The organism is Pirellulales bacterium (assembly GCA_019694455.1).
Classification (GTDB): domain Bacteria; phylum Planctomycetota; class Planctomycetia; order Pirellulales; family JAEUIK01; genus JAIBBY01.
On record JAIBBY010000007.1, the window covers coordinates 63,276 to 85,579 of the forward strand.

Below are 22,304 nucleotides of genomic sequence, written 5' to 3' on the forward strand. Positions count from 1 at the left end.
TTTATTTGCCTTCGTACCGCGCGGGGCGCTTTTCCAAGAAGGCGACGACCCCTTCGCGGAAATCGTGCGTGCCGATCAACTCTTCCTGAGTGTCGGCCTCAGCCGCTAGTGCCGCCTCTAACGAGCCGCCGTCGACCGATGCGCGCATCAGGCGTTTGGAGCGCGCCATGGCCAATGGCGCCTTTTCCGCGAGTTGCGCGGCGAACTCCTGCACCTTGCTCTCAAACTGCCCAGCCGGGTAGACATGGTTGACCAATCCCCACTGGGCCGCGTCCTGAGCCGGCACACGTTGACCGGTGAAAGCCATCTCCAAGGCGCGCCCCAGTCCCACGAGTCGCGGCAGGTTGAAGCTGCCGCCGCCATCGGGGACGAGATTAATGTTCACGAAGATTTCGGCGAAGAAGGCATGTTCGCTAGCCAATCGAATGTCGGCCGCCAGGGCGATGTCGCTGCCGATGCCGGCCGCCGCGCCCCCCACGGCCGCGATTACCGGCAGGGGCGAGCCGACCATCGCTCGCACCAGCTTGTGATAATGATTGACCAGAATTTCCTTCACCCCTTTGAATTCGGCCATCACCGGCGCCAGCGCCTTGAGATCGGCGCCGGAGCAGAACGAGCCGCCGTTGCCAGTGATGACAATCACGCGCGCCCCTTCGGCCGGCGCGCTCTCAATTTGCTCGCGCATCCGATCGGCCGACTCCGGTGTAATGGCGTTCTTCACCTCGGGGCGATTGAAGCAGCACCATTTCACCTTGCCGCGCATTTCCGCGGTGACCAATACGGCATCGCTCATGGTTTGCAAGCTCGCGAAGAATAGGAGGACCGGACTCGGCAATACGACGCGGATGGGCGAAACTACTTGGCTTTCTGTGGCTTCGAATTCGTCTTCTGCATGTCCAAAATGAGCCCCGCGAATTGAGTCACGGCGCCCATCAGCTTTACCACGCCTTGCCCCGCCTCTCCGCGAACAACGAGCGAGCCATCTTCCACGGTGGCCGTCATCTGCGCGTGATCGGCGCCACGCAATTGCGTGGTTAGCAGCGCAATGGCCGAGCGCAATTGTGGTTCTTCGTTGAGCTGTCCACCCATCCGCATGATAGGGGCCAATTTCATTTTGGCCTGCATCGGCGGGGTGTCCACTTCGCTCAGCTGGAGCGTGCGGCGGATCAAATCCACTCCCTGCTTCCCTACGGCGAACCAAAGATTGTCGTCTTTCACCGCCACCGATAGCTTGATTTCGCCGTCGAAGAGCTTGGCTAATTCCTCTAACTGCGACTTCGGTTCGATCGTCAGTTTCAGACTGTGAATTGCCACCCCGCCCGCATCAGCCTCGTTCCATTTCACCGAGGCAAAGCCGGGGTCTCCCTTCGCCAGTTCGCCAATCTTGTCGACAATCGTCTGCAGCTTGCTGCCATCCGCCGCGCGGGCCGCGACGACCAGACTGCGCTGTGGTTTTTCCACCATCTGCACGGCCACGTCCAGATTGCCCGATTCCACAGTGCCTCGCGCCACTTCGACCATGCTGGCCGCTAGCTCCTTGAGGATTGCGCGTTCCTCGTCCGATTTCACCTCGGTCGATTTGTCGAGAATGGCGGCGACCAGATCGCCGTATGCTTTGACCTGCCCCACATACTCATCGATCGAGCCCTTGTCGAGCGGGCCGGTCATATTCATAAGCAGCGAGGGGATCGACTTCTCATCGGCCACCAGCACGTTGCCAAAGCGGGTTTTCAGATCGTGTAATTCGGCAAGGTGCGCCGCCAACGGCGACTCGGCCAGTGGCCTGACGATCATTTCGCCCCGCAGGTTTTTCTGATCCGCGTCGATTGTCAGGCCGATCGTCGTCGACTCGGACTCGCCGAGCCCCCGCTTCACCAGTTGCGACCGCAATAGCCCCAATTGCTGACGAAACGCGTACTGCGCGTCGCTCTCGTCGGGGCCCTTGGCGCCCACGTTCTCCAGCGAGACGCGCAACTGGTCGATGGCCAAATCGCGGAACACTTCTGGTATGTTCTGCGCATTGAATTGCATGGCCATGTCGTAGCTTTGCGGCAGCGTTCCGAACACTATTGCAGGGTCGGGCAGCGCCGCCAAATGCTCAGGTGATTGCGCGAAATAGGCCCAGCCATCCTGGACCTTCACATGACCTGCGAACGGGCCCTGCTTGACGGCAAAGATTTCTCCCTCTGCCTGCACCGGGCCCAGCAGTGGCGCCAGCGCGGCAAACAGTTGCTGCGCGTCGCCAGAAAGCGGGATCATGCTGATCGGAATGACGTTCGTGCCATCGGTGACGATCGCAAACCCCAGCGGCTTCTCGGCATGGATCGCGCCGAGGTTGTTGATCTTCAGTCCCTTGGTCTGAAAGACCTTGTCCACCAGCGCGTTGAGGCGATCGATGTAGTAATCATCGTTGAGCGACTTGCCAATGAACTGCAAATCGGCAATGAGTCCCTGATAGCTAGACGCCACCAGCACGACCATTGGCTTGAGCGCCGCCGGTTGCGGATCTTGCGCTGGCGCGCGAGTTGCCAGCAAGGCGATACCAATGGCGATCCCAAGTATGCTGCGTTTCACGTCCACCGCACTCCACAAGCTGGGAAAACAAAAAGGGTTGCGAGCGGTTGAGCGTATCAGGACAGATTTGAGCACGCTAGTCCCTGTCGCCTCAGATTACCGCGTGGACTACGCGGCGTACGCAAATTGCTGAACCTACGGCGACGCTGTCGATTCTTCTAATCTTGCCGGGGCTACCGGACGAAAGAAGAAACAGGCGACATCGCCATCGAGATGCCTGGTTCGCACGGATGCGAAAACACCCCATCAATTTTCGAGCCTTCGCGTCGACCCTGCTGCTGGCAGCGCTCCTGGCGTCGAGCATGGGGTGTCAATGTATGCGGTCGCTGAATTGCTCCTTGTCGCTGGGACTGGATCACATCTGCGCCCACTGGGGTCTTGGCGCTGGCTGCTGCGGCGCCTGTGGTGGCGACTGCCGCCGCCAATGCGATGATTGCGCCGCCGAGTCCGCGGCCGAGGAAGAAGCGCCGCCTGCGGGACACGGAGACTTTCCTAAATTTCATCCAGTCCCCACCCAACCCGCGCTTGCGCCGCGCGATGAACATGGCTTCCCATTCAGGGGAGTGCCGCCGGAGTCAACGCCAGCTATCAATCCACCCGTTCAGCCAGAGGGTGAAATCGTGTTGCCGCCGCCGGCGCTTGCGCCCACTCCCGACGCGCAATCGTCGAAGCCGCGCGATAGTCAATCGCGACGCCCCAGTTGGGTGTTTGTCCGCGGCCGCGCTCGCCCCGCTCAACTGGAGCCCGCCCGACGAGAGCGACCCGTCTTCGAGGAAGAAATGCCCCCGCTGACGCCTCCACGTTGAAGCGCTCGCCGCGCGATGAGCAGCGTGCCGACCGCCATGCCCGCCAGGCTCAACGCGCCCGGTTCGGGCACGGCCAACGCGCCCCCTGGCAAGGGAAAGAACGCGTCGGCCCACAAGGTATAGTCGGCGCCATTGGCGAGTCCATCTTGGTTGAAGTCGCCCCCCGCGATGCCGGGGTTCAGCGTATAGAGATGATCGGCCAGCGCGGTGTAATCGGCGCCGTCGACTCGGCCGTCGAGATTGGCGTCTCCCACTTGAACCAGTGGCGCGTCCAGCACAGCGGCCGCCGCGGCCCGAATCGCGTATTGCAAAGCCTGAATGTTGTCGAACGGCGTGTATTCTGTGGCGAAAACGCCCACCATCTCATCATCGAAGTCGATCCAACTGGTGAACCCTCGTGCGCCGGCCGCCATCGCGCCAATGAGGTTTCCTTGCGCATCGCGCTCGTCGAGCCACACGCCCACACCATAGTCCGCGCTCGCGCCGAGCGGCGTGTAGCGCACATCCACATCGAGCGCCGTCTGGCGAGTGAACATAGCCTGCACCGCGCTTGCGGACAGCACCTGCTGCCCGTCCATCGCGCCGCCGCTGCGCAGCATTTCCATGAACCGGGCGAACTCGGGCGCCGTGCTGACGGCGCCGCCGCCAATCCAGGGGTTGCTTTCGGTGGTCTTGGCGTACTCGGTTACCTCAAGTCCCAGCGGCGCCGCGATGCGCTGCTGGAACCACTGGTTCCAAGACATGCCGCTGGCGACCTCGGCCGCCGCGCCGGCCGCCTGCATCGACACGCCGCCATACACAAACGCAGTGCCCGGCGGAAAGTAAATCGGCTCGGCAGCCAATTGGCTGGCCGACTCCTGCAAGGTGAGGTCGGGATCGGTGATCGCATACGACGTGTAGCCCAGACCTGACGTATGCGCAAACGCGTCGCGAATGGTGATCTCGGCCTTGGCGTCGGTGAATTGCGGTAGATACTGGCTCAGCCGGGAGTCGAGCGAGAAGCCGGGCCGCTGGTCGGTCAGCGCCATGATTGCGGCGCCAGACAACGTTTTGGTTGCGGAATCGATATGCGTCGATTGACCGCTCGCCCAGTAGCCAAAGGACTGATTGAAAACGACCTCGCCGCGGTGCATCAGCAAGATTTCGAATCCTGGCACGGCCTCCGCGACATTGGCGCCAGCTACTGCGTCGCGTGCTAGAGAGGTCACGGTATCAAAGTTACGAGTGTAAGTCTGCGCAAGAGCGAGAGTTGGCGCAACGCTGACCGCCAGCGCGCACCACAGGTGGTGTGACTGCATGTGGTTCCTGTTGGTATTTGCCCTCGGACTCGCTAACTCCTGGGAGGAGCACTGGCGGCGCGAGCCGAGAACGAGATGAGTGTTAGTCGTTTCTAGCACATGAGATGCAAATAGCTAGCAAGTTGCCCAATGGTGGGGAAATGAACAGTTACCAACTGGGCAAGGCCCCTCCGGCGGCCGCAGATTCAAGTCCGCGGTGAGGCCGCGCACGGACGCGGAAAATCACTTGCCGACTGGGACATGAGCCAAAGCGGTCTGGAACGTCCCAGCGGCATTTGATACCGTTCCCCGCCCGCTTGGGGCGGACTAAAAGTCGCTAGCCAGTCGCGCGATAAAACCGCGGAAATTGAGTTTGATGTCAGCCATAAAATTGCGAACGGCGCTGGTCCGTTGCTTGCTGCTCGGCACGGTGGCAGCGCTCGCCTGCGACGCGCTTGCCGCGCCGTGGGATCTGATCAGCTTCAAGCGGATCGATGCGAATCCAGAAAGGACCTATTCGCTCAAGGACACGAACGGGCCCTGGATGATCTTGGCGGTGACGTTTTCCGGCGACGGAGCGGAGAAGCAAGCCCGCGAGCTGGTGCTGGAGATTCGCAAGCGCTACAAACTGCCGGCGTACATGCACGCCATGTCGATCGATCTGGCCGACGCCGGCACACTGGGTTACGACCGCAACGGTCAGCCGCGCAAGATGAAGTATCAGAGCGGCGAGGAAATCAGCGAGATCGCCGTGCTGGTGGGCGACTATCCCGCCGTTGACGATCCGCAAGCCCAGCGCGACCTGGATCGCATCAAGGAACTCTCGCCCGACTGCCTCAAAATGAAAGAGGGCAAGCAGGTCAGCCGACCGCTCGCCGCCTTGCGCTTTATGCAGAAGCAGATTCAATCGGGCTTTGTCGACGAGAATCGGTCGGCGTTCATCGAAAACGTCAAAGCCGGTCGCGGTCCGCTGGGTAACGCGTTCGTCACCACCAACCCGTTGCTCCCGCGCGAGTACTTTGTGCCCAACGGCCTCGATCGCGAAACCGTGCAGATGAACGAGGGGCTGAAATTCAGCCTGCTCGATTGCAAAAAGCGCTACAGCGTGCGCGTGGCCACGTTCACCGGCGAAGTGATTATAGATCCCAAGAAGATCAAAGAAATCGAAAGCGGGCGGCAAATGACCAGCAAGTTGGTGCATGCCGCCGAGGACGCGCATGACATGGTCGCTGCGCTGCGCGCCAAGGGGGTGGAGGCGTACGAGTTCCATGACCGGTATTCCAGCGTGGTCTGTGTTGGATCGTTCGATTCCATTGGCAATCAATTGGCCGACGGACGCACCGAACTGCACCCGGCCATCAATCAGATCATGCGGCAATTCGGCGCGCAGTCGGCCGCGCCAGGCGCCACGCAGGCGAATAGCGTGCAAACCAAGTCGATCAAGACACATGGGCGCGAGATTCCCTACGACCTGCAGCCCATGCCCGTGGAGATTCCGCGGGCTTCCATCGCGCGGCAATTCGAGCACGTTGCCGAGCGCTTCTAGTCCAGCGCGACTTGCGACGCGCCGGCTCAAGCAGTAGCCTCTACGCGCTGGCGACATGTGCGATGGTGCGCCTCTTTTCATTCGCTACAAGGGAACTCGATCGATGCAGGTGCAAGGCAACACGTTTCTAGTGACAGGCGGCGCTTCGGGCCTGGGCGCGGCGACGGTCCGCAACTTGGTCGCGGCGGGAGGCAACGCCGTGATCTGCGATCTGAACGACGAACTAGGCGCGGCGCTCGCCAAGGAACTTGGCGCCAAGACGCGCTTTGCCAAGACCGATGTGGCCGACGAAGCCGCCGTGACGGCCGCCGTGGAACTGGCCCGCAAGGAGTTTGGCGGGCTGCAAGGGGCGATCAATTGCGCCGGCATCGGCACGGCGATGCGGGTGTTGGCCAAGGACGGGCCGCACAACCTGGAGGTGTTTTCGGTCGTCATCAAGGTGAACCTCATCGGCACCTTCAACGTAATTCGACTGGCCTCGGCGCTCATGAGCCAGGGCCAGCCGAACGCGCAGGGCGAGCGCGGCGTGATCGTCAACACCGCCTCGGTGGCGGCGTTCGACGGACAGATTGGCCAGGCGGCCTACTCGGCCTCGAAAGGGGGCATTGTCGGCATGACCCTGCCGATTGCCCGCGAGTTGGCCCGCTTTGGCATCCGCTGCGTGACGATCGCGCCGGGCCTATTCAACACGCCACTGATGGCGATGTTGCCGGATGAAGCCAAGCAGTCGCTTGGCCAGCAGGTGCCGTTTCCGCCGCGGCTGGGCGAACCCGACGAATTCGCCGCGTTGGTGCGACACATCGTGGAAAACATCATGCTCAATGGCGAAACCATCCGTCTCGACGGCGCCATTCGCATGGCCCCCAAGTAGTCCCCGCATTCTCATTCAAAGGGTACGCGCCCATGCCGAACGCGGCCACGCCGACTCCTGCGCAGTCGTTGCAACAAATGCTCACCGCCTCGTGGGTCACGCAGGCGATCTATGCCGCGGCCAAATTGGACCTGGCCGAACGCATCGCCGGCGGCCCAAAAACCGCGGCCGAGTTGGCTCAAGAAACCGGCATGCTGGCCGAGCCGCTGTTTCGCCTGCTGCGCGCGTTGGTCGGACTGGGCCTCTTCAAGAAGGATGCGAGCGATCGGTTCGCGCTGACGCCGGTCGGAGAACTGCTTCGCGCAGGCCATCCCGACTCGAAGCGCGCCATGGCCATCATGATCGGCGAGGAGCATCATCGCGCCTGGGGCGAACTGCTCTACAGCCTCCAAACGGGCAAGCCAGCCTTCGATCATGTTTACGGCGAACCGGTTTTTGACTATCTGGCCAAGCATCCCGCTGCCGGCGCTAATTTCGACGCCGCCATGACCGCCATTCATGGGCGCGAAACGGCCGCCATGATCGAAGCTTACGATTTTTCTGGCATCGATCACCTCGTCGATGTCGGCGGCGGCAATGGCACGCTCCTGTCGATGGTGCTCGCGCGCTATCCCAACTTGCGCGGCACGTTGTACGATCTGCCGCATGTGGTCGATCGCAATCGCGACAAGCTTCGCGAGGCGGGCATCGCCGATCGTTGTCGGGCCGTGGGGGGCGACTTCTTCCAGAACGTGCCAACCGGCGCCAACGCGTATTTGATGCGGCACATCATTCACGATTGGGACGACGAACGTTCGATCGCCATTCTCGACAACTGTCGCCGGGCGATGGCGGACGGCGGTCGCGTGCTGTTAATCGAGATCGTCCTTGGCGATGACCTCAAGTCGAACTTCGGCCCCATGCTCGACCTGAACATGCTCGTCATGCCCGGCGGCAAGGAACGCACTGCGGCGGAGTATCGCCAGTTGTTCAGCGCGGCTGGCTTGAAGCTGTCGCGGATCATCCCCACCACGGCCGATGTCAGCGTGATCGAAGCCGTGACCGCCTGAACGCGAACCGCTTACTCGTCCAGGAACACCACGTTCTTCTCCAGCGGCTCGCGGGTTTGTCGCGAGGCGTTGGCCGGCACGGCAGCGTCCTCGTATCCAAACGAGATGCCGCACATCACGCGCAGCGAGTCGGCGATGCCAAGCTCTTGGCGCAAGATCGCCGGGTACAGCCGCAAGCTGGCCTGCGCGCAAGAACTAACACCGCGGGCCCATAAGGCGAGCATAAAGGTTTGCGCCCACATGCCCACATCGAGCGCTACGCCGAGGCCATACGACTTTTCCATGCACACCACGGCCACGTGCGGCGCGTCGAAGAACTCAAAGTTGCGGACAAACGCCCGCAGCCGTCCTGCCTGGTCGCCGCGCTCAATTCCCATCTTTTGATAAAGCTCGACCGCGCATTCCACCTGCAAGCGGCGATAGTCACCCGGAAACTCGTCGACGGGATCGTCGGATTGCGGCGTCTCGCCGGCCGCGATCGCGCTGCGCAGCGTTTGTCGCAGCCGCTCCACCCGCGCGCCAGAGGCCACAAACACTCGCCACGGCTGCACGTTGCAGTTCGAGGGCGCGCGCTGCGCCAATTCGAGCGCCTCGCGCAGCACGGAGCGCGGCACGGGGCGATTGGTGATAAAACCGCGCACACTGCGGCGCGCGCGGATGGTGGCGTCCAGGTCGTGCATGTGCGGCTTCGCTGCGCGGTAGGTGGAGTCGCGTGTGTCCAGCTACCGCCCGTTATAGCGGTCCGCGCGGCAAATTGCGCCGATACGGCAGTTCTTCTTTGGGAGGCAGCGAATCGTCCGAGTCCTCCGCCCAGTCCTCGCGCTCCGCCTCGCTGGCGTAGTAGCGCAGCCAGGCGTCGGCGTCGTTGCCGGCGTCGGCGCAGTCCCAATGCAGCCAGGCGGGCGATCCCTCAATGCGCTTCTCAAAGCTCGGCAGGATGTCGCGATAGATCAGCGTGTAAAGCTGGCGATCGGTGAGGTGGTCGGTGAAGTCCAGCACAATGCGCTGGTCGAACAAAAGCTGCACCGTCTCCCACAGCCGGTCGTGCAGCGCCGCGTCGTCTAGGCTTTCGGGCGCCGGCAGGCTCAACTCCGGTTCAAACCAGCGGCTGATCGGAATCGCCGGAGCGCGTTCCCAGGCCAGCATGCTGGCCAAAAACTCGTTCTCCCGCGAAGTGGGAACCTCGTCGCGATTGAGCGCCACGAGCGAGTCGTCGAGATATGGCTCTAGCTCGTCGCGCAATTGGGCATTCAACAAAATCTGGTCGACGTCGTCCGACTTGTGATTCGGCGAGTGCAACATGAATGGAAACCTTGGTCAACAAGAGGGCGGCGCCAAGTCTTGGGGCGCGCGTTCCCTGGGTCCTACGAGGCGTCCTCATCCTCGCGGCATTGGGTGGGCGCACTGGGTCCAGCGCGTCCACAGATTCGACAATAACCACGTCCCGGTCCGCCGCAAATAGGGGCGGAGCTTTTCCCGCCAGCTTCCCGCGCGGCCCCCCGCGCGCCAGCGTTATTTTCGTTGAAGTCCAGCCGGCCGAAACGCTACCAACCGCAGATTTTTCGCCATGCGACGCGTCGCATGCGCCTGGCGCGCGGGGCCATGATCGCGGCGGCTTCAAGCGTTTGCCAGCAAGTTCGTGGCGCCTCTGCCCCTGCGAAATGGGGGGTGTAACAAGTCGGGCGATTCGCGACCTTTGTTGGTTGAAGTCCTGGAAAGCGCAGTTTACCCTGGCTTTGTTGGCGTCAATGTTCCGCCGATCGTCGCAACACGTTCGACCGGCGCCATTTGACAATCGCGCTACAGGGAATGCGGCCGAAAGCCAACGACTGACGTCCCGCCGATCGACGTCAGCGGCTTGGGGCATGACGCGCATTACTGGACCAACAACCGGCCGGCGTCGCAGCGACGTCGCCTTCCGCATTAGCCACGACGAGATCGTATGAACATCAATTGGTTTAAGCGCCGCCAGCCTCGATATGCCCCGGCGCTCCGTCGCCCCAGTTTTGCCGCGCTCTCCGGCGTTCAAACGCTGGAGCATCGCGCGTTGCTGGCGATCGACAGCGGACTTGTCGCCTCGCAGTTCAGCGCCACCGACGTCAATCGCGATGGCCGCGTCTCGGCGATCGACGCCTTGCAAATCGTCAACGAGTTGAATCGCGTCGGCAGCTACCGCGTCGGCGCCGCTGCCGGCCAGGCGCAACTCATGGCGGCCAGTTTGCCCGCCTCGACCGGATCAAACCTCGATGTCAACGGCGATGGCTGGGTGACTTCGATGGACGCACTGCGCGTGGTGAACCAGCTCAACGCGCAGCAGTCGACCGTGGTGCAGATTCGTTTGCAGGTCACCGACCTGAGCGACAACGCCATCACCAGCATCGGCGTGGGGGGCAATTTCAAGCTCAAAGTGTTTGTGCGCGACATGCGCGGCCTGGGCGGACAAGGTGGCGTCTTCTCCGCCTATACCGACGTGCTGTACAACGCCGCCTTGGCTGGCGTGACCGGCGCCGTGTCGTTCAACGCGCCTCCGTATTCCAATGGCCAAACATCCGACATCAGCACCGATGGCGTCATCGACGACACTGGCGCCTTCGACGGGTTCGATCCCCTCGGCAGCCAAGAGTTGCTTTTATTCACCGTGCCGATGGTGGCCCAAGGACCAGGAACTATCTCATTCATTTCTAATCCGGCCGAAGAGGGCGATGTGGCCGTATATGGCCAGGACAACCCGGTTCCGGCGACCGATATCGCGTATGGAACCACGCAACTTGAAGTGCTCGGCCTGCCCGCCATTTCCATCACCGATGTGACGCAAAGCGAAGGCACCGGCGGGGGCCTCACGAACTTCAACTTCACCGTCACTCTTTCGCAACCGGCCACCCAGGAGGTGCGCGTCGATTTCGCCACTGCGGGCGGAACGGCGCAGGGCGAAGTCGATTTTCAGAGTCGTCAGGGGCAATTGACCTTTGCCCCCGGCGAGGTCACCAAGACTATTTCGGTGGGCGTCTTCCGCGATCAGGTGAGCGAGCCCAACGAAACGTTCTTCGTGAATCTGACCAACGCCAGCCCCAACTCGGTGATTGCCGATTCGCAAGGGGTGGGCACCATTCTCGACGACGATGGCCCCCCCACGCTCTCTATCGACGACGTGACCAAGGCCGAAGGGGGCATTGGATCCACCGCCTATGTCTTTACGGTTTCGCTCGTCGGCCAGCCGGGCGTGCCGGTCACGGTCAGCTATGCCACGGCCAACGGCACGGCCTTCGGCGGCACCGATTTTCAGCCGGTGACCGGCAACCTCACCTTCAACCCCGGCCAGTTCACCAAGACCATCACGGTCAACGTGATTGGCGACGAGTTGCTTGAGGCCAACGAAACCTTCTTCGTCAATCTGAGCGGCGCGCAAAACGCCACCATCAGCAAGGCCCAAGGCATCGGCACCATCACCAACGACGACGTGCCGCCAGGCCTCTCCATCGATAGCCCCTTGCCGATTTCTGAGCCGGTGTCGGGCACCACGCCGCTGACCTTCACCGTCACGCTGTCGCAGGCGAGCGGCCTGCCGGTCACCGTCAAATACGCCACGCAGGCCAACACCGCAACCACGGCTGATTTTCAGCCGACCAACGGCACGCTCTCGTTCGCGCCGGGCGAACTGACCAAGACAATCACGGTGCAGGTCAAGGCCGATGGACTGTCGGAGTCCGAAGAAACCTTCTTCGTCAACCTCAGCAATCCGGTCAATGCGGAGATTATCCCTGGCAAGGGCCAAGGGGTCGGCACGATCCAGGATTTGCAGGTCGAAAAGCAGGTCCGCATCCGTTTGACCGCCACCGATCTGTTGGGTAACCCGCTGACTTCGATCACTGGTGGCGATACGTTCTTGATCAATGCGTTCGTTCTCGATCTGCGTGCGACCGGCGAGAACCAAGGGGTGTTTGGCGCTTTCTTGGATGTCGACTTCGATGCGTCGCGCATTGCCGTCGCCGGACCCATCGATTTCTCCGATATCTATCCCAATGGCAACACCGGCAACGTCGTCAATGGGCAAATCGACGAGGTAGGGGGGTTCGATGGCGAAACGCCCCTCGGTCCAACCGAACGGCTGCTGTTCAGCGTCCCGGTCAAGGGACTTACCGCGGGCAACGCCATCTTCTCGCCGAATCCGGCCGAGGGCGCTCTGAGCGAGGTGTCGCTCTACGGCGTCGACTCACCCGTTCCGACAGCGGCGGTCGATTACCAAGGCACGTTAATCAACATTCTCCCCTCTTCCACCGTTTCGATCAGCGATGTTTCGGAAGAAGAAGGAGATGCGGGCGTCAAGAACTTCGTCTTCACGGTTTCGCTCAATCGAGTCGATAATCGCGTTGTCACCGTCGACTTTGCCACGCAGGCCGACACGGCCACGCCCGGCGTGGATTACGACGATGTGAGCGGCACTCTCACCTTCGCGGCCGGTGAAACTTCCAAGACCTTCTCGGTGCCGGTGCATGGCGACACACTCAGCGAGGCCAACGAGCGCTTCTTCGCCAAAATCTCGAATATCACCTCGGCCGTGTTGGCCGGCAGCAATCAGGCGCTCGGCACGATCCTCAATGACGATCCCTTGCCGGTGATCACCGTCAACGACTCGACCGTCACCGAAGGACTGGCTGACGCCGAGTTCACCATCAACTTGTCGGAGGCCAGCGGGCAAACCGTGGTGGTGAACTACGCCACCGGCGGCGGCAGCGCGACGCCGGGCAGCGACTACGAGGCTGCCAGCGGACAACTGGTCTTCGCGCCGGGCGAAACCACCAAGTCCGTGACGGTCAAAGTCAACCGCGACACCATCGCCGAGTCGACCGAAACCTTCTTCCTCAACTTCACCAACGTGCAGGGGGCGGAGTTGGCTCGCCCAAGCGCCACCGGCACGATTCTCGATCTCGGCCTTGGTAGCGTCGCCGGCTATGTCTATGGCGATGTCGATGGCAATGGCAGCCGCGGCGACCAAGAGCCTGGATTGGCGGGCGTCGAAATCACCCTGACCGGGACCACGTTGTTTGGCGATTCGGTCAGCCTGAAGATGGACACCTTACCGGGCGGACAATACCGGTTCGACGGTCTCTTGCCCGGCATTTACAAGGTCCGTCAGTCGCAGCCTGCCGGCTTGGAAGATGGCGCCGAGAGCTTAGGGAGCGCCGGCGGCGCGATCACCGACAACGACGAGATGACGTTCACGCTCGATATCGGCGCCAGCGCGCAGAACTACAACTTCGGCGAGGAAGGGGTGCTAGCCAGCTTCCTCCTGCAGAACGTGTTCTTTGCCTCGTCGCTGAACGGTCGCAGCACCTAACCCACAATTGCGCAGCAATACGTGAATTGTATGCGCAGCAGTGCGTGAATCGTAACGTCCGCCACTCGCGGTCGGCGCGCGGCATTTGCTACGATTGATTGGGCCACGCGTGTGGCCAATCCGTCACCGCCGCGCCGCTGGGTCGAATATGGCTGCTCTCGAACGACTGGGACCCTACCGCATCGGCCGTAAGCTGGGGCGCGGCGGCATGGGGACCGTCTACGCCGCCGAAGCGCTCGACACCGGCATCATCGCTGCGGTCAAAGTGCTCTCGGCCGCGCTGGGCCGCGACGACGGCTTTCGCGAGCGCTTCGAGGCCGAGATCGATACGCTGCGCAAACTGCGGCACCCCAACATCGTTCGCCTCTATGGATTTGGCGAAGAAGATGGCCTCTTGTTTTACGGTATGGAATTGGTCGACGGCGCCAGCCTCGAAGACGAGTTGCAGGCCGGCCGTCGCTTCAACTGGCGCGAGGTGCTGCAGATCAGCATCAAGCTTTGTCGGGCCCTGCGACACGCGCACGATCGCGGCATCATCCATCGCGACATCAAGCCCGCCAATTTGCTGCTGAGCACGGACGGCGAGATCAAGCTCTCCGACTTTGGCATCGCCAAGCTCTTTGGCCACTCGGGGATGACCGCCGATGGCGGCGTGATCGGCACCGCTGAGTACATGGCCCCCGAGCAGGCCGATGGTCGCCCGGTGACAAATCGCTGCGATCTCTACAGCCTCGGCTGTGTGATGTATGCGCTATGCGCCGGCCGACCGCCATTTCGCGCCCGCTCGCTCCCCGAGATGCTGCACATGCAGCGCTATGCCGAGCCAGAGCCGCTGCGGACCTTTGCGCCCGAGGCGCCGGTGGAATTGGAGCAGATCGTCGCCGACTTGCTGGTCAAGGAGCCCGATCGGCGGATTCCCACGGCGATGGTGTTGGCGCGCCGCTTGGAGGCGATGGAGCATGGATTGCTCAGGCGCGAACGCCGGTCGGAGCTTGACGCGGCGGACGTCGACAACGAGGAGTTCACCTACACTCCCAACGTGCCGCTCGACGCCACGCTGGTGGGTACGCAGGTCGACGCTGAATCATCACCACCGCCAGAACAGCAAGACGAACTGGGCTTCGAGCTGCGCTCGGACGACGATCTGCCCCCCACGCGCATCGCTCCCTCTCCGCATCAGCAGCGCACGCTGGCGCCGGGCGAGTTGCCTTCCACGGGGCACACCGAGTCGGGCACGGTGCAGTTGGTTGGCGCCGAGGAGGCTGGTCCGGGCCAGCCCACGATGGCGGCGCCAGTCGGCGCCACCAAGAGTAGCCTCGCATCTCCGGCCAAACGCTTCACCAGCGTGGAAGAAACCGAAGATGTTGATGCCCCGCCAGTCGCGTCGCGCGGACCGCTGATTTCTCCGCAGACGGTGCTCCTGTTGGGCGCGCTCGTAAGTCTGGCGGCAGGCGCCTGGTATTTCTTGCAGCCCCCTACAGCCGACGCGCTCTACCGCCGTATCCTGTTGGCGGCGGCCAGCGACAAGTCCGACGCGCTCTCCAATGCGCGCCCCGATATCGATGAATTTCTGGCGCGCTATCCCAACGACAACCGCGCGCCCGAGTTGCGCGGATACCGCGCCGAGATCGACCTGGAAAAATTGGAACGGCAATTCCAGCGCCGCCCACGCGGCGGCGCCGAAGAACTCTCGCCGGTCGAGCGCGCGTATGCCACGGCAATTCGCGCCGCCGAACTCGACCCCGAACTAGGCATTACCAAACTACAAGCGCTGCTCGCCGTTTATGGCGATGACGCGGAAATCAGCGATCGCGGGCGTCAATGCCTGGAACTGGCGGAGCGGCAACTGGATCGATTGCAGGCCGATGCGCCAGAGCAATTAGCCGCCAACCTGGAGCAGATCAGCCGCCAATTGGCGCGGGCAGAGGCTATCGAGAGTAGTGACGTGGCCAAAGCACGCTCCATCTACGCGGGGGTCGTCGAACTGTACGGCGACAAAACTTGGGCGCGCGACGAAGTCGCTCGCGCGCGTTTGCGGCTCGAACAATTGCCCAAGGCGCCTTAGCCGCTCGTTTCGTCGGTCAACTGTGCCGCGTCATTTCACAGTAGGGAGTGAGACGACAGCCACACGCGATCGCCTTTGCGCCTGTCGCGCATGCCGGTTATGAGCTTCACGCGATCCATTGTGTAGTAGGGGCCGCTTTAGACCGGTATTCGCCGCGGTCGCGCCGACTTAGAATTGAGTTGTGAGGTTTGACGCGGCTTGTGTCCAGATTGGGCCGCCGTCCGCTGTCCCAGCCCCGCTTTGTCTGATTGGATGGCATGAGCACCGAAACTCAACCTACACCAGAGTTTGCCGTGGCCAATATGGACGGCGATGGACGCCCATCGCCTGGCGATTCGGCGTATCTGCCAGAGCACTTCGTCAACCGCGAGTTGAGTTGGCTGGAGTTCAACGGTCGCGTGCTGGAAGAGGCGGAAGACCCCACCAATCCCTTGCTGGAGCGGGTCAAGTTCTTGTCGATCTTCAGCTCGAATCTGGACGAGTTCTTCATGGTCCGGGTGGCGGGGCTGCACGAGCAGACCTTCGGCGACGGCGCGCCGCAGGACTACGCGGCCGACGGCTTGAGCCCGCTGACGCAGCTCAAGTTGATTCATCATCGCACGCAAGCGCTGGTGGCCGCCCAGTATCGCTGCTGGAACGAATCGGTCGCGCCGCAACTGGCCGCGGCCGGCGTGCTGCTGCTCAAGCCCGATGAGCTCGATGCCGATCAGAAGAGCGCGCTCGATCGCTTCTTCAGCGATCGGGCGTTTCCGATTCTCACGCCGATGGCCATTGATCCGAGCCATCCCAATCCCCGCTATCACAATCGCGCTCTCTATTTGGCGGCCATGCTCGAACGACGTCGCGGTTTGGGACCGCGCCACATGTTCGCGGTCGTGCAATTGCCGCAAGTGTTGCCGCGATTGGTTCCGTTGGGCTCAAAGCAACCGGGGCAGCACGAGTTCATGTTGCTCGAAGACGCCATCTGCGCGCGGCTGCCCGAGTTGTTCGGCGGCTTCGAGGTGCTGTCGGCCACCACCTTTCGCATCACGCGCGACAGTGACATTGAGCTTTTGGAGCAAGAGTCGGACGACATGCTCAAGCTGGTCGAAGACCGCATTCGCCTGCGCGAACGCACCGAGGCGGTGCGGCTGGAGGTGTCGGCCGACGCCAACGAAGAGTTGGTCCGCATGTTGATCGAGGCCGAAGAACTGCACGCGGGCGACGGCGCTATCGATGGCTACACCGAGATCTATCGCATCCCCGGCCCGCTCGACCTCACCGCGCTCACCTCAATCTTTGATCTGCCCGGCATGGGCGATCTGCGCAATCCGCCGTTCATCCCAGCGCGACACATAACCGCGGCCGAACGCGGCGGCGATCTCTTTTCGCTGATCGCCGAGCAGGATATTTTGCTGCACCATCCGTTCGACAGCTTCGATCTGGTGGTCGATTTCGTGAGCCGCGCTGCGCACGATCCCAAGGTGCTGGCCATTAAGCAAACGCTCTATCGCACCAGCGGCGATTCGCCCATCGTCAAGGCGCTGATGCAAGCGGCTGAGAACGGTAAACACGTCACGGCCCTGGTGGAGCTCAAAGCGCGATTTGACGAGGCGGCCAACGTCAGTTGGGCGCGGCAACTCGAACGCTCGGGCGTGCATGTGGTTTTTGGGTTCTTGGACCTGAAGACTCACTGCAAGGTGTCGCTCGTCGTCCGTCAAGAGGGGGAGACGCTGCGCCGCTACGTGCATCTGGGCACCGGCAACTACAACCCGCAAACGGCGCTCTTGTACACCGATTTGGGATTGTTCACCGCGCAAGAGGACATGACCGCCGATTGCTCCGCGCTGTTCAATTTACTCACGGGCTACTCGCAGGGTCACGTCTGGCGCAAGCTGATCGTGGCACCGGCCGATTTGCATCGCCGCACGATTGAACTGATTAGCGAGCAGACCGAATTGGCTCAGCGCGGTAAACCGTCGCGCATCTTCGCCAAGATGAATTCCCTGGTCGATCATCGCGTCATCCGGGCGCTCTACAACGCCAGCCAGGCGGGCGTGCCGATCGATCTGGTGACGCGCGGCATCTGCTGCTTGCGACCCGGCATGCCCGGCATCAGCGAAAATATTCGTGTCCGCAGCGTGGTCGATCGATTTCTCGAGCACAGCCGAATTTTTGTGTTTGGTCCGGACGACGACGCGCAGGTGTTTTTGGCGAGCGCCGATTGGATGCCTCGCAACTTTTATCGCCGCGTGGAGGTGATGTTTCCGGTCGAGGCGGCGCCGCTCAAGGCGCGCATCTTGCAAGAGATTGTTCCCGCCTATTTGCGCGACACTGCGAAGTCGAGAATTGAACAACCAGATGGCAGTTACGTGCGCGCGACGCCCGCCGAAGGTGAGGCGCCCTTTCGCGTGCAACAAGCGCTGCAGCAGTCGCGATCGCCACTGGCGCTCGATGCCGACCACCCGGTTCAAGCGCGCGTCGTGACCGATCCGTCAAACGAAGAGCGTGCGCTGTAGTCGGCGCCTTGCCGCTAGAAAAACAGCGCCGCGATGCCCACCAGCACCATGGCGGTGGCGACCGCCAGCTTGCCCGCCGTGCCCAACAAGCGACCTTTGAACGCCGCTTCTCCCACGCGCCAGCTATGATCGAGGCTTCGTCCTTTCCAGGTTTCGCCCAACATCGCGCCGCCAAAGGCGCCGATGCCCGCGCCGAGCACCGCGCCCACAATGGTGCCAATAACCGGCAGCGGGCTACCCACGCTGGCCCCGATCATGGCGCCCGCGATCGAGCCAACAATCGCCAGCACGACGCTGCGTCGGCTGGCCCCGGCGCGCTGGGCGCCAACCGCTCCGGCGGCCGTTTCGATCAATTCCCCCAGCGCGGCCAGCACGACCAGCGCGACCAATGCCTGCCAGCCAATAGCCGCGGCGCCGGTTGCTGGCGCCAATAGCGCATAGATCACCGCGGCGCCGACCATGACCCACGTGCCCGGCAGCGCGAACAGCGTGAGCCCCCAGCCCACCAGCAGAGCGAGCACGAGCAGCGTGATTTCGATGGCGAGCACCAAGCGCAAGTACCTCGACAGATGTTGGGCGACTCGACCTACGTTCTACCCGCAATGGCGTGTCCAGACCAAGCCTGCGTCGCAGGAGTCGCGATCAGCGAATCGCGCGCTGCTGTTGCAACTACAAGCGCAGCACGCTGGGATCGAAGTACACCTCGTTGCGCGTGATCTCGTGTCCCGCCAATTCGACGATGTCGAGCCCCTGGAAACTGATTTCCCCGGTCGGCTTGGGGACGGTGGCCTTCCATTTGACGAAGCATCCCATCTCGGTGGGCCACAACTCCACAAGCTCCCAAACCCACTTGGGGTTTGCGGACAAGAGTCGCGCGAAGTATTGACCAATCGCATCGTGGCCGCGCAGGCCGAGTGAGCGCGCCGGGTCTTGGTAATAGGCGTCGGCGGCGTAGTAGCCGAGCAGCGTCTGGGGGCGGTTGCCGGTCCAGGCTTCCAACCATTGGCGAACGAATTGGGTCAACTCATCGGCCTGCATGGGACACACCCTCCTCGCTGGGCGAGTATACTCGTGACGCTTGCTCAGTCCAAAAAAGCGGACGCCATGATCAACAAGAGGAGTCGTCGTGAAGCGGATCGCCATTCCCTTTCTTGGGTTCATCGTCTGCGGACAGCTTGCAATCGCACGGGCCGATGACGCGAACGACGGCTTTCAACCGCTGTTCAACGGCAAGGACCTCACGGGTTGGGTCGCCGAAGGCCCAGCCGGCTTCTCCGTCAAGAATGGGCAAGTCGTCTCCGATGGCAGCGGCGATTATCCCACCTGGCTGCGCAGCGAAGAGGAGTTTGAAAACTTTGTCTTGCGGTTTGAGTTTCGCTTGCGACTGTATGGCGAGGGGGGCGTCTTCTTGCACGCCCCCGCCCACGGGCGAAATTCCAATGTTGGCTTCGAGATTCAACTCTCCGACGACACTCGCAACCCAGGGCCAGCCGTCATTTCCACTGGGGCGGTGTTCGCCGCCGTGCCGCCGCTCAAGCAGAATAGCCGTCCGCTCGGTCAATGGAACGCAATGGAGATCACCTTCGATTGGCCGCGGTTGAAAGTCGTCTTGAACGGCGAAACGGTGCAAGACCTGGATGTTGAAGCGAATCCCGAACTACGCGACCGCTTGCGGCGCGGCTACCTGGGTCTGCAGGATCGCGGCAAACCAATCGCGCTGCGCAACGTGCGCGTCAAGCGCCTGCCAGATCGCGAACAATGGCGCTCGCTGTTCAACGGCCAAGATTTCTCGGGGTGGGACATCCTCGAGCCCGACGATGCCCAGTGGTCGGTCGAAAACGGCGAAATACTCGCCCGCGACGGCAACGGTTATCTGGTGACCAGCGACCAGTGGCAAGACTTCGAATTTCAGACCTATGTCCGTTCGAGCCACTTTGCCAATGGCGGCGTCTTTTTTCGCTGGAAGTCGCTGGTGCCCAAGGATCGAGGCAACGAGATACAGATCGAAAACATCCCCGACAGCAACAACCCAACCGGCAGCATTTATGATCTGGTGCGGGCCAATCCGCTGCCCGTGGCTGACGACGAGTGGTTCTTGTTGCAACTGCGCGTGGTCGGCGCCGAATGTCGGGTGCGGGTCAACGGCGTGACCGTGGCCACCACCGACAAGCTCACCATTGTGCGGCCCGGTCACATCGCGCTGCAGATGCACAGTCGCGACGCTTGGATTCGCTTCAAGGATCCAAAGATCAAGCCGCTGTAGCGACGACTCTCGCGACTAGAACCGAAATTCCACGCCAGTCGTGAAGCCCTGTAGCCAGAGGTCGGTAGGGTTGTACTTCACTTCGGGGCGGGCCGGCCCCACGATCTGCTGCTGACTCTGGTTGGGATTCACCACCAAGTCCACCTCGTTGCCCGGTCGCACCACACGGCTGACATAGGTGAAGTTGTAACCAAAGGTCGCCCGCACGCCGGGCAGGATTTGCAGGCCCAGCTTCGTCTCGATCTCGGGGATCACGCAGAACTTGTCGAACGCGTGCCGGCCGATGTTGCTGGGCTTGGTCAGCAGTCCGCCTTCGCTGGTCGTGGTGCTGATGCCGTCGTAGATGACTTGTTGCCCTTGGATATCGACGATCTGCCGCATGTTGCCCATCGCGATTTGCAAGTTGGTTTGCAGCGACCAGCGGCCGCGGCGAATGTCGTGCAAATAGCCTACGTAGCCGCCATGAAACTGATTGGTGGTGTTGAAGTTGTCGTACGAATCGAAGAACGTGCCCGGCAGAAAGATGCCGCCGTCCGGTGAGATGCGATGCGCGATCGACAGATCTTCGTCCAGCTTGAAGAACCGGTAGCCTCCTGTCAGGAACGAGCGATGATCCTTGTAGAAATCAACGAATAATAGGTGCCGCAGCCCGAATCCGGCCGACTGAATATCGCTCGAGGTCGACACGTTGACGCTGCCGCTCAGATCGGTCGACAAGCCGCCGGCAATGAAATCGGGGTACGCCAGCACCAACGAGTCTTGAATATCAAGCGCGGCATTGAAGAACGGCCGCGCGAGAATGATCGAGTTGGCGTTGGCCGGACTGAAGCTGGACGACCGACTGTAGTTGGTCGACTCGCTCTCCAAGGCATAGTAGTGCCCGTCCAAGGCGAGAAATTCGCCTTCCGCCAGCCAGTAGCCGAATTGGATGCGTCCGCCGGGGCGGTTGCCCGTGTTCACGCGGTTGTTGCCAAAAAGTATCTGCGTCGTGGACTCGCCCAATACGCCGGCATCGCTCTGACTGGTGCCGAGCGGACTGGTCGTCACCAGCGGCGGCAGCGCGTTGCCTTTGGCCCAAAAATTGAGATAGTCGATGCCGACCCAGGCATGATATTGCCGCTGCGCGTCGGTCCAGAGCACGCTGCTGTACAGATCGGTGCCGCCGCCACCCATGCCAAAGAAGCGTTTGGGGCAGGCGAAGAAGTCGCTCAGGTATTTTCCTTCATGAGCGCCACATGCTCCGCAACCGCAGTCGGCAGACCCGTTGCAGGTGTTGGAGCCAGCGCACCCATTGTCGTCGTAAGCCGCTGTGTCGTACGTGGCGTCGTCGTAGATCGGCTGCTCGTCGACGATTCCCTGATCGAGATACTCCGCGGGCGGCGCCGCTTCCATCACCGTCGCCGTGCCCGGCTCTTGGGCGCGCGCCATATAGTACTTGTCGTACGCAGTGGGCTGCGCCAGTTCGCTCTCGTCGGTGGCTTCGACCGCCTCCGGATCATCGTCGGCGGCTAGTGGCGATTCCCCATGGAGCGCAGCCTGGCGCCTGGCGTAATAGGGGTCGACAACAGGTTCGCGCCCTGCGGCGGCGCCAGGGCGCGCGGCGAGGCACGCCATCAAGCTTGCCAAGAGCAAAGCGTTCGTAAGGCAACGCCGGGTCATTCGACATCCCTACTTTCCGGGGGCAGGTAGAGTCTGAGCCTTGTGGACGGGAAAGATCATCCGGTAGTATGGATTCGTCTGGTTAGTCCGGTTGTTCCAACAAAACGGCCGGTCTCCGCAAGGTCTCCCTGCTCCACGCCAACCGTCGCGTTCAGCCCGTCAGCGCAGCTTTCCCAGATGCTGAGCTTTCGGCCAGCGATGCAATCGGAGGGGCCGGCAAGGTCGCCGGCGATGCCGAGGTCGCGAGCTGTCAGGGAATGGGCCCCCTCGCGTAGGGAATGACGCGAGTCCCCCCGCTGGTAGGGCGGCAACTGGGTTCGCGGTGCGCGCGCTGCAAGCGACCCAGGGCAAAGCAGTTGTG

Annotated in this window: 16 protein-coding genes; 7 read left to right on the forward strand and 9 right to left on the reverse strand. The window is 62.2% G+C overall.

Annotated elements, in window-relative coordinates; translation table 11 throughout:
* Position 1: 1 nt before the first annotated feature.
* The 4 genes from K1X71_04900 to K1X71_04915 form a co-directional block, all read right to left on the reverse strand.
* A complete protein-coding gene (locus tag K1X71_04900; GenBank protein MBX7072464.1) occupies positions 2–793 on the reverse strand; it encodes an enoyl-CoA hydratase/isomerase family protein in 792 nt (263 codons plus the stop codon).
* A gap of 62 nt (positions 794–855) precedes the next feature.
* Positions 856–2,574 (reverse strand): hypothetical protein, encoded by a 1,719-nt coding sequence (locus K1X71_04905; GenBank protein ID MBX7072465.1) that lies wholly within the window; start codon positions 2,572–2,574, stop codon positions 856–858.
* Between the two features lie 173 nt (positions 2,575–2,747).
* Positions 2,748–3,119, reverse strand: a complete 372-nt coding sequence (locus K1X71_04910) for a hypothetical protein (protein ID MBX7072466.1) — start codon at positions 3,117–3,119, stop codon at positions 2,748–2,750.
* 188 nt (positions 3,120–3,307) lie between these two features.
* The gene (locus K1X71_04915; GenBank protein ID MBX7072467.1) at positions 3,308–4,588 is read right to left on the reverse strand and encodes a serine hydrolase; all 1,281 of its coding nucleotides are present in this window, start codon (positions 4,586–4,588) and stop codon (positions 3,308–3,310) included.
* Between the two features lie 445 nt (positions 4,589–5,033).
* Here K1X71_04915 and K1X71_04920 point away from each other — a divergent pair, with 445 nt between their 5' ends.
* The 3 genes from K1X71_04920 (at position 5,034) to K1X71_04930 (ending at position 8,123) form a co-directional block, all read left to right on the forward strand.
* Complete coding sequence (locus tag K1X71_04920) at positions 5,034–6,203, forward strand: hypothetical protein (GenBank protein MBX7072468.1); 1,170 nt, start codon at positions 5,034–5,036, stop codon at positions 6,201–6,203.
* A 103-nt stretch (positions 6,204–6,306) separates the two neighbouring features.
* On the forward strand, positions 6,307–7,074 hold the full coding sequence (locus K1X71_04925) for a 3-hydroxyacyl-CoA dehydrogenase (protein ID MBX7072469.1): 768 nt from the start codon (positions 6,307–6,309) through the stop codon (positions 7,072–7,074).
* Positions 7,075–7,106: 32 nt separating this feature from the next.
* Positions 7,107–8,123, forward strand: coding sequence for a methyltransferase (locus K1X71_04930; protein ID MBX7072470.1), 1,017 nt, complete (start codon positions 7,107–7,109; stop codon positions 8,121–8,123).
* Between the two features lie 11 nt (positions 8,124–8,134).
* Here K1X71_04930 and K1X71_04935 read toward each other — a convergent pair whose 3' ends face one another.
* A complete protein-coding gene (locus K1X71_04935) occupies positions 8,135–8,803 on the reverse strand; it encodes a nitroreductase (protein ID MBX7072471.1) in 669 nt (222 codons plus the stop codon).
* A gap of 52 nt (positions 8,804–8,855) precedes the next feature.
* Positions 8,856–9,425 (reverse strand): hypothetical protein, encoded by a 570-nt coding sequence (locus K1X71_04940; protein MBX7072472.1) that lies wholly within the window; start codon positions 9,423–9,425, stop codon positions 8,856–8,858.
* 640 nt (positions 9,426–10,065) lie between these two features.
* Between K1X71_04940 and K1X71_04945 the strand changes: the two genes are divergently transcribed.
* From K1X71_04945 to ppk1, 3 genes are all read left to right on the forward strand, one after another.
* Complete coding sequence (locus K1X71_04945; protein MBX7072473.1) at positions 10,066–13,458, forward strand: hypothetical protein; 3,393 nt, start codon at positions 10,066–10,068, stop codon at positions 13,456–13,458.
* A 148-nt stretch (positions 13,459–13,606) separates the two neighbouring features.
* A complete protein-coding gene (locus K1X71_04950; GenBank protein ID MBX7072474.1) occupies positions 13,607–15,523 on the forward strand; it encodes a protein kinase in 1,917 nt (638 codons plus the stop codon).
* A 257-nt stretch (positions 15,524–15,780) separates the two neighbouring features.
* Complete coding sequence (ppk1, locus tag K1X71_04955) at positions 15,781–18,021, forward strand: polyphosphate kinase 1 (protein ID MBX7072475.1); 2,241 nt, start codon at positions 15,781–15,783, stop codon at positions 18,019–18,021.
* A gap of 14 nt (positions 18,022–18,035) precedes the next feature.
* Here the strand turns inward: ppk1 and K1X71_04960 are convergent, their stop codons facing one another.
* Complete coding sequence (locus K1X71_04960) at positions 18,036–18,572, reverse strand: DUF456 domain-containing protein (GenBank protein MBX7072476.1); 537 nt, start codon at positions 18,570–18,572, stop codon at positions 18,036–18,038.
* 118 nt (positions 18,573–18,690) lie between these two features.
* Positions 18,691–19,059, reverse strand: coding sequence for a nuclear transport factor 2 family protein (locus K1X71_04965; protein MBX7072477.1), 369 nt, complete (start codon positions 19,057–19,059; stop codon positions 18,691–18,693).
* A gap of 88 nt (positions 19,060–19,147) precedes the next feature.
* Here K1X71_04965 and K1X71_04970 point away from each other — a divergent pair, with 88 nt between their 5' ends.
* Positions 19,148–20,284: a DUF1080 domain-containing protein gene (locus K1X71_04970; GenBank protein ID MBX7072478.1), complete on the forward strand. Its 1,137-nt coding sequence runs from the start codon at positions 19,148–19,150 to the stop codon at positions 20,282–20,284.
* A 15-nt stretch (positions 20,285–20,299) separates the two neighbouring features.
* Here K1X71_04970 and K1X71_04975 read toward each other — a convergent pair whose 3' ends face one another.
* Positions 20,300–21,898: a BBP7 family outer membrane beta-barrel protein gene (locus tag K1X71_04975; protein MBX7072479.1), complete on the reverse strand. Its 1,599-nt coding sequence runs from the start codon at positions 21,896–21,898 to the stop codon at positions 20,300–20,302.
* Positions 21,899–22,304 lie beyond the last annotated feature (406 nt).

What these genes read in the sequence shown, in the direction of transcription:
- K1X71_04910 (MBX7072466.1), bottom strand. Translation starts at nt 3,119, where the DNA reads ATGTTCATCGCGCGGCGCAAGCGCGGGTTGGGTGGGGACTGGATGAAA.
- K1X71_04945 (MBX7072473.1), top strand. Translation starts at nt 10,066, where the DNA reads ATGAACATCAATTGGTTTAAGCGCCGCCAGCCTCGATATGCCCCGGCG.
- K1X71_04965 (MBX7072477.1), bottom strand. Translation starts at nt 19,059, where the DNA reads ATGCAGGCCGATGAGTTGACCCAATTCGTTCGCCAATGGTTGGAAGCC.
- K1X71_04920 (MBX7072468.1), top strand. Translation starts at nt 5,034, where the DNA reads ATGTCAGCCATAAAATTGCGAACGGCGCTGGTCCGTTGCTTGCTGCTC.
- ppk1 (MBX7072475.1), top strand. Translation starts at nt 15,781, where the DNA reads ATGAGCACCGAAACTCAACCTACACCAGAGTTTGCCGTGGCCAATATG.
- K1X71_04975 (MBX7072479.1), bottom strand. Translation starts at nt 21,898, where the DNA reads ATGGCGTGCCTCGCCGCGCGCCCTGGCGCCGCCGCAGGGCGCGAACCT.
- K1X71_04900 (MBX7072464.1), bottom strand. Translation starts at nt 793, where the DNA reads ATGAGCGATGCCGTATTGGTCACCGCGGAAATGCGCGGCAAGGTGAAA.
- K1X71_04925 (MBX7072469.1), top strand. Translation starts at nt 6,307, where the DNA reads ATGCAGGTGCAAGGCAACACGTTTCTAGTGACAGGCGGCGCTTCGGGC.
- K1X71_04940 (MBX7072472.1), bottom strand. Translation starts at nt 9,425, where the DNA reads ATGTTGCACTCGCCGAATCACAAGTCGGACGACGTCGACCAGATTTTG.
- K1X71_04930 (MBX7072470.1), top strand. Translation starts at nt 7,107, where the DNA reads ATGCCGAACGCGGCCACGCCGACTCCTGCGCAGTCGTTGCAACAAATG.
- K1X71_04935 (MBX7072471.1), bottom strand. Translation starts at nt 8,803, where the DNA reads ATGCACGACCTGGACGCCACCATCCGCGCGCGCCGCAGTGTGCGCGGT.
- K1X71_04950 (MBX7072474.1), top strand. Translation starts at nt 13,607, where the DNA reads ATGGCTGCTCTCGAACGACTGGGACCCTACCGCATCGGCCGTAAGCTG.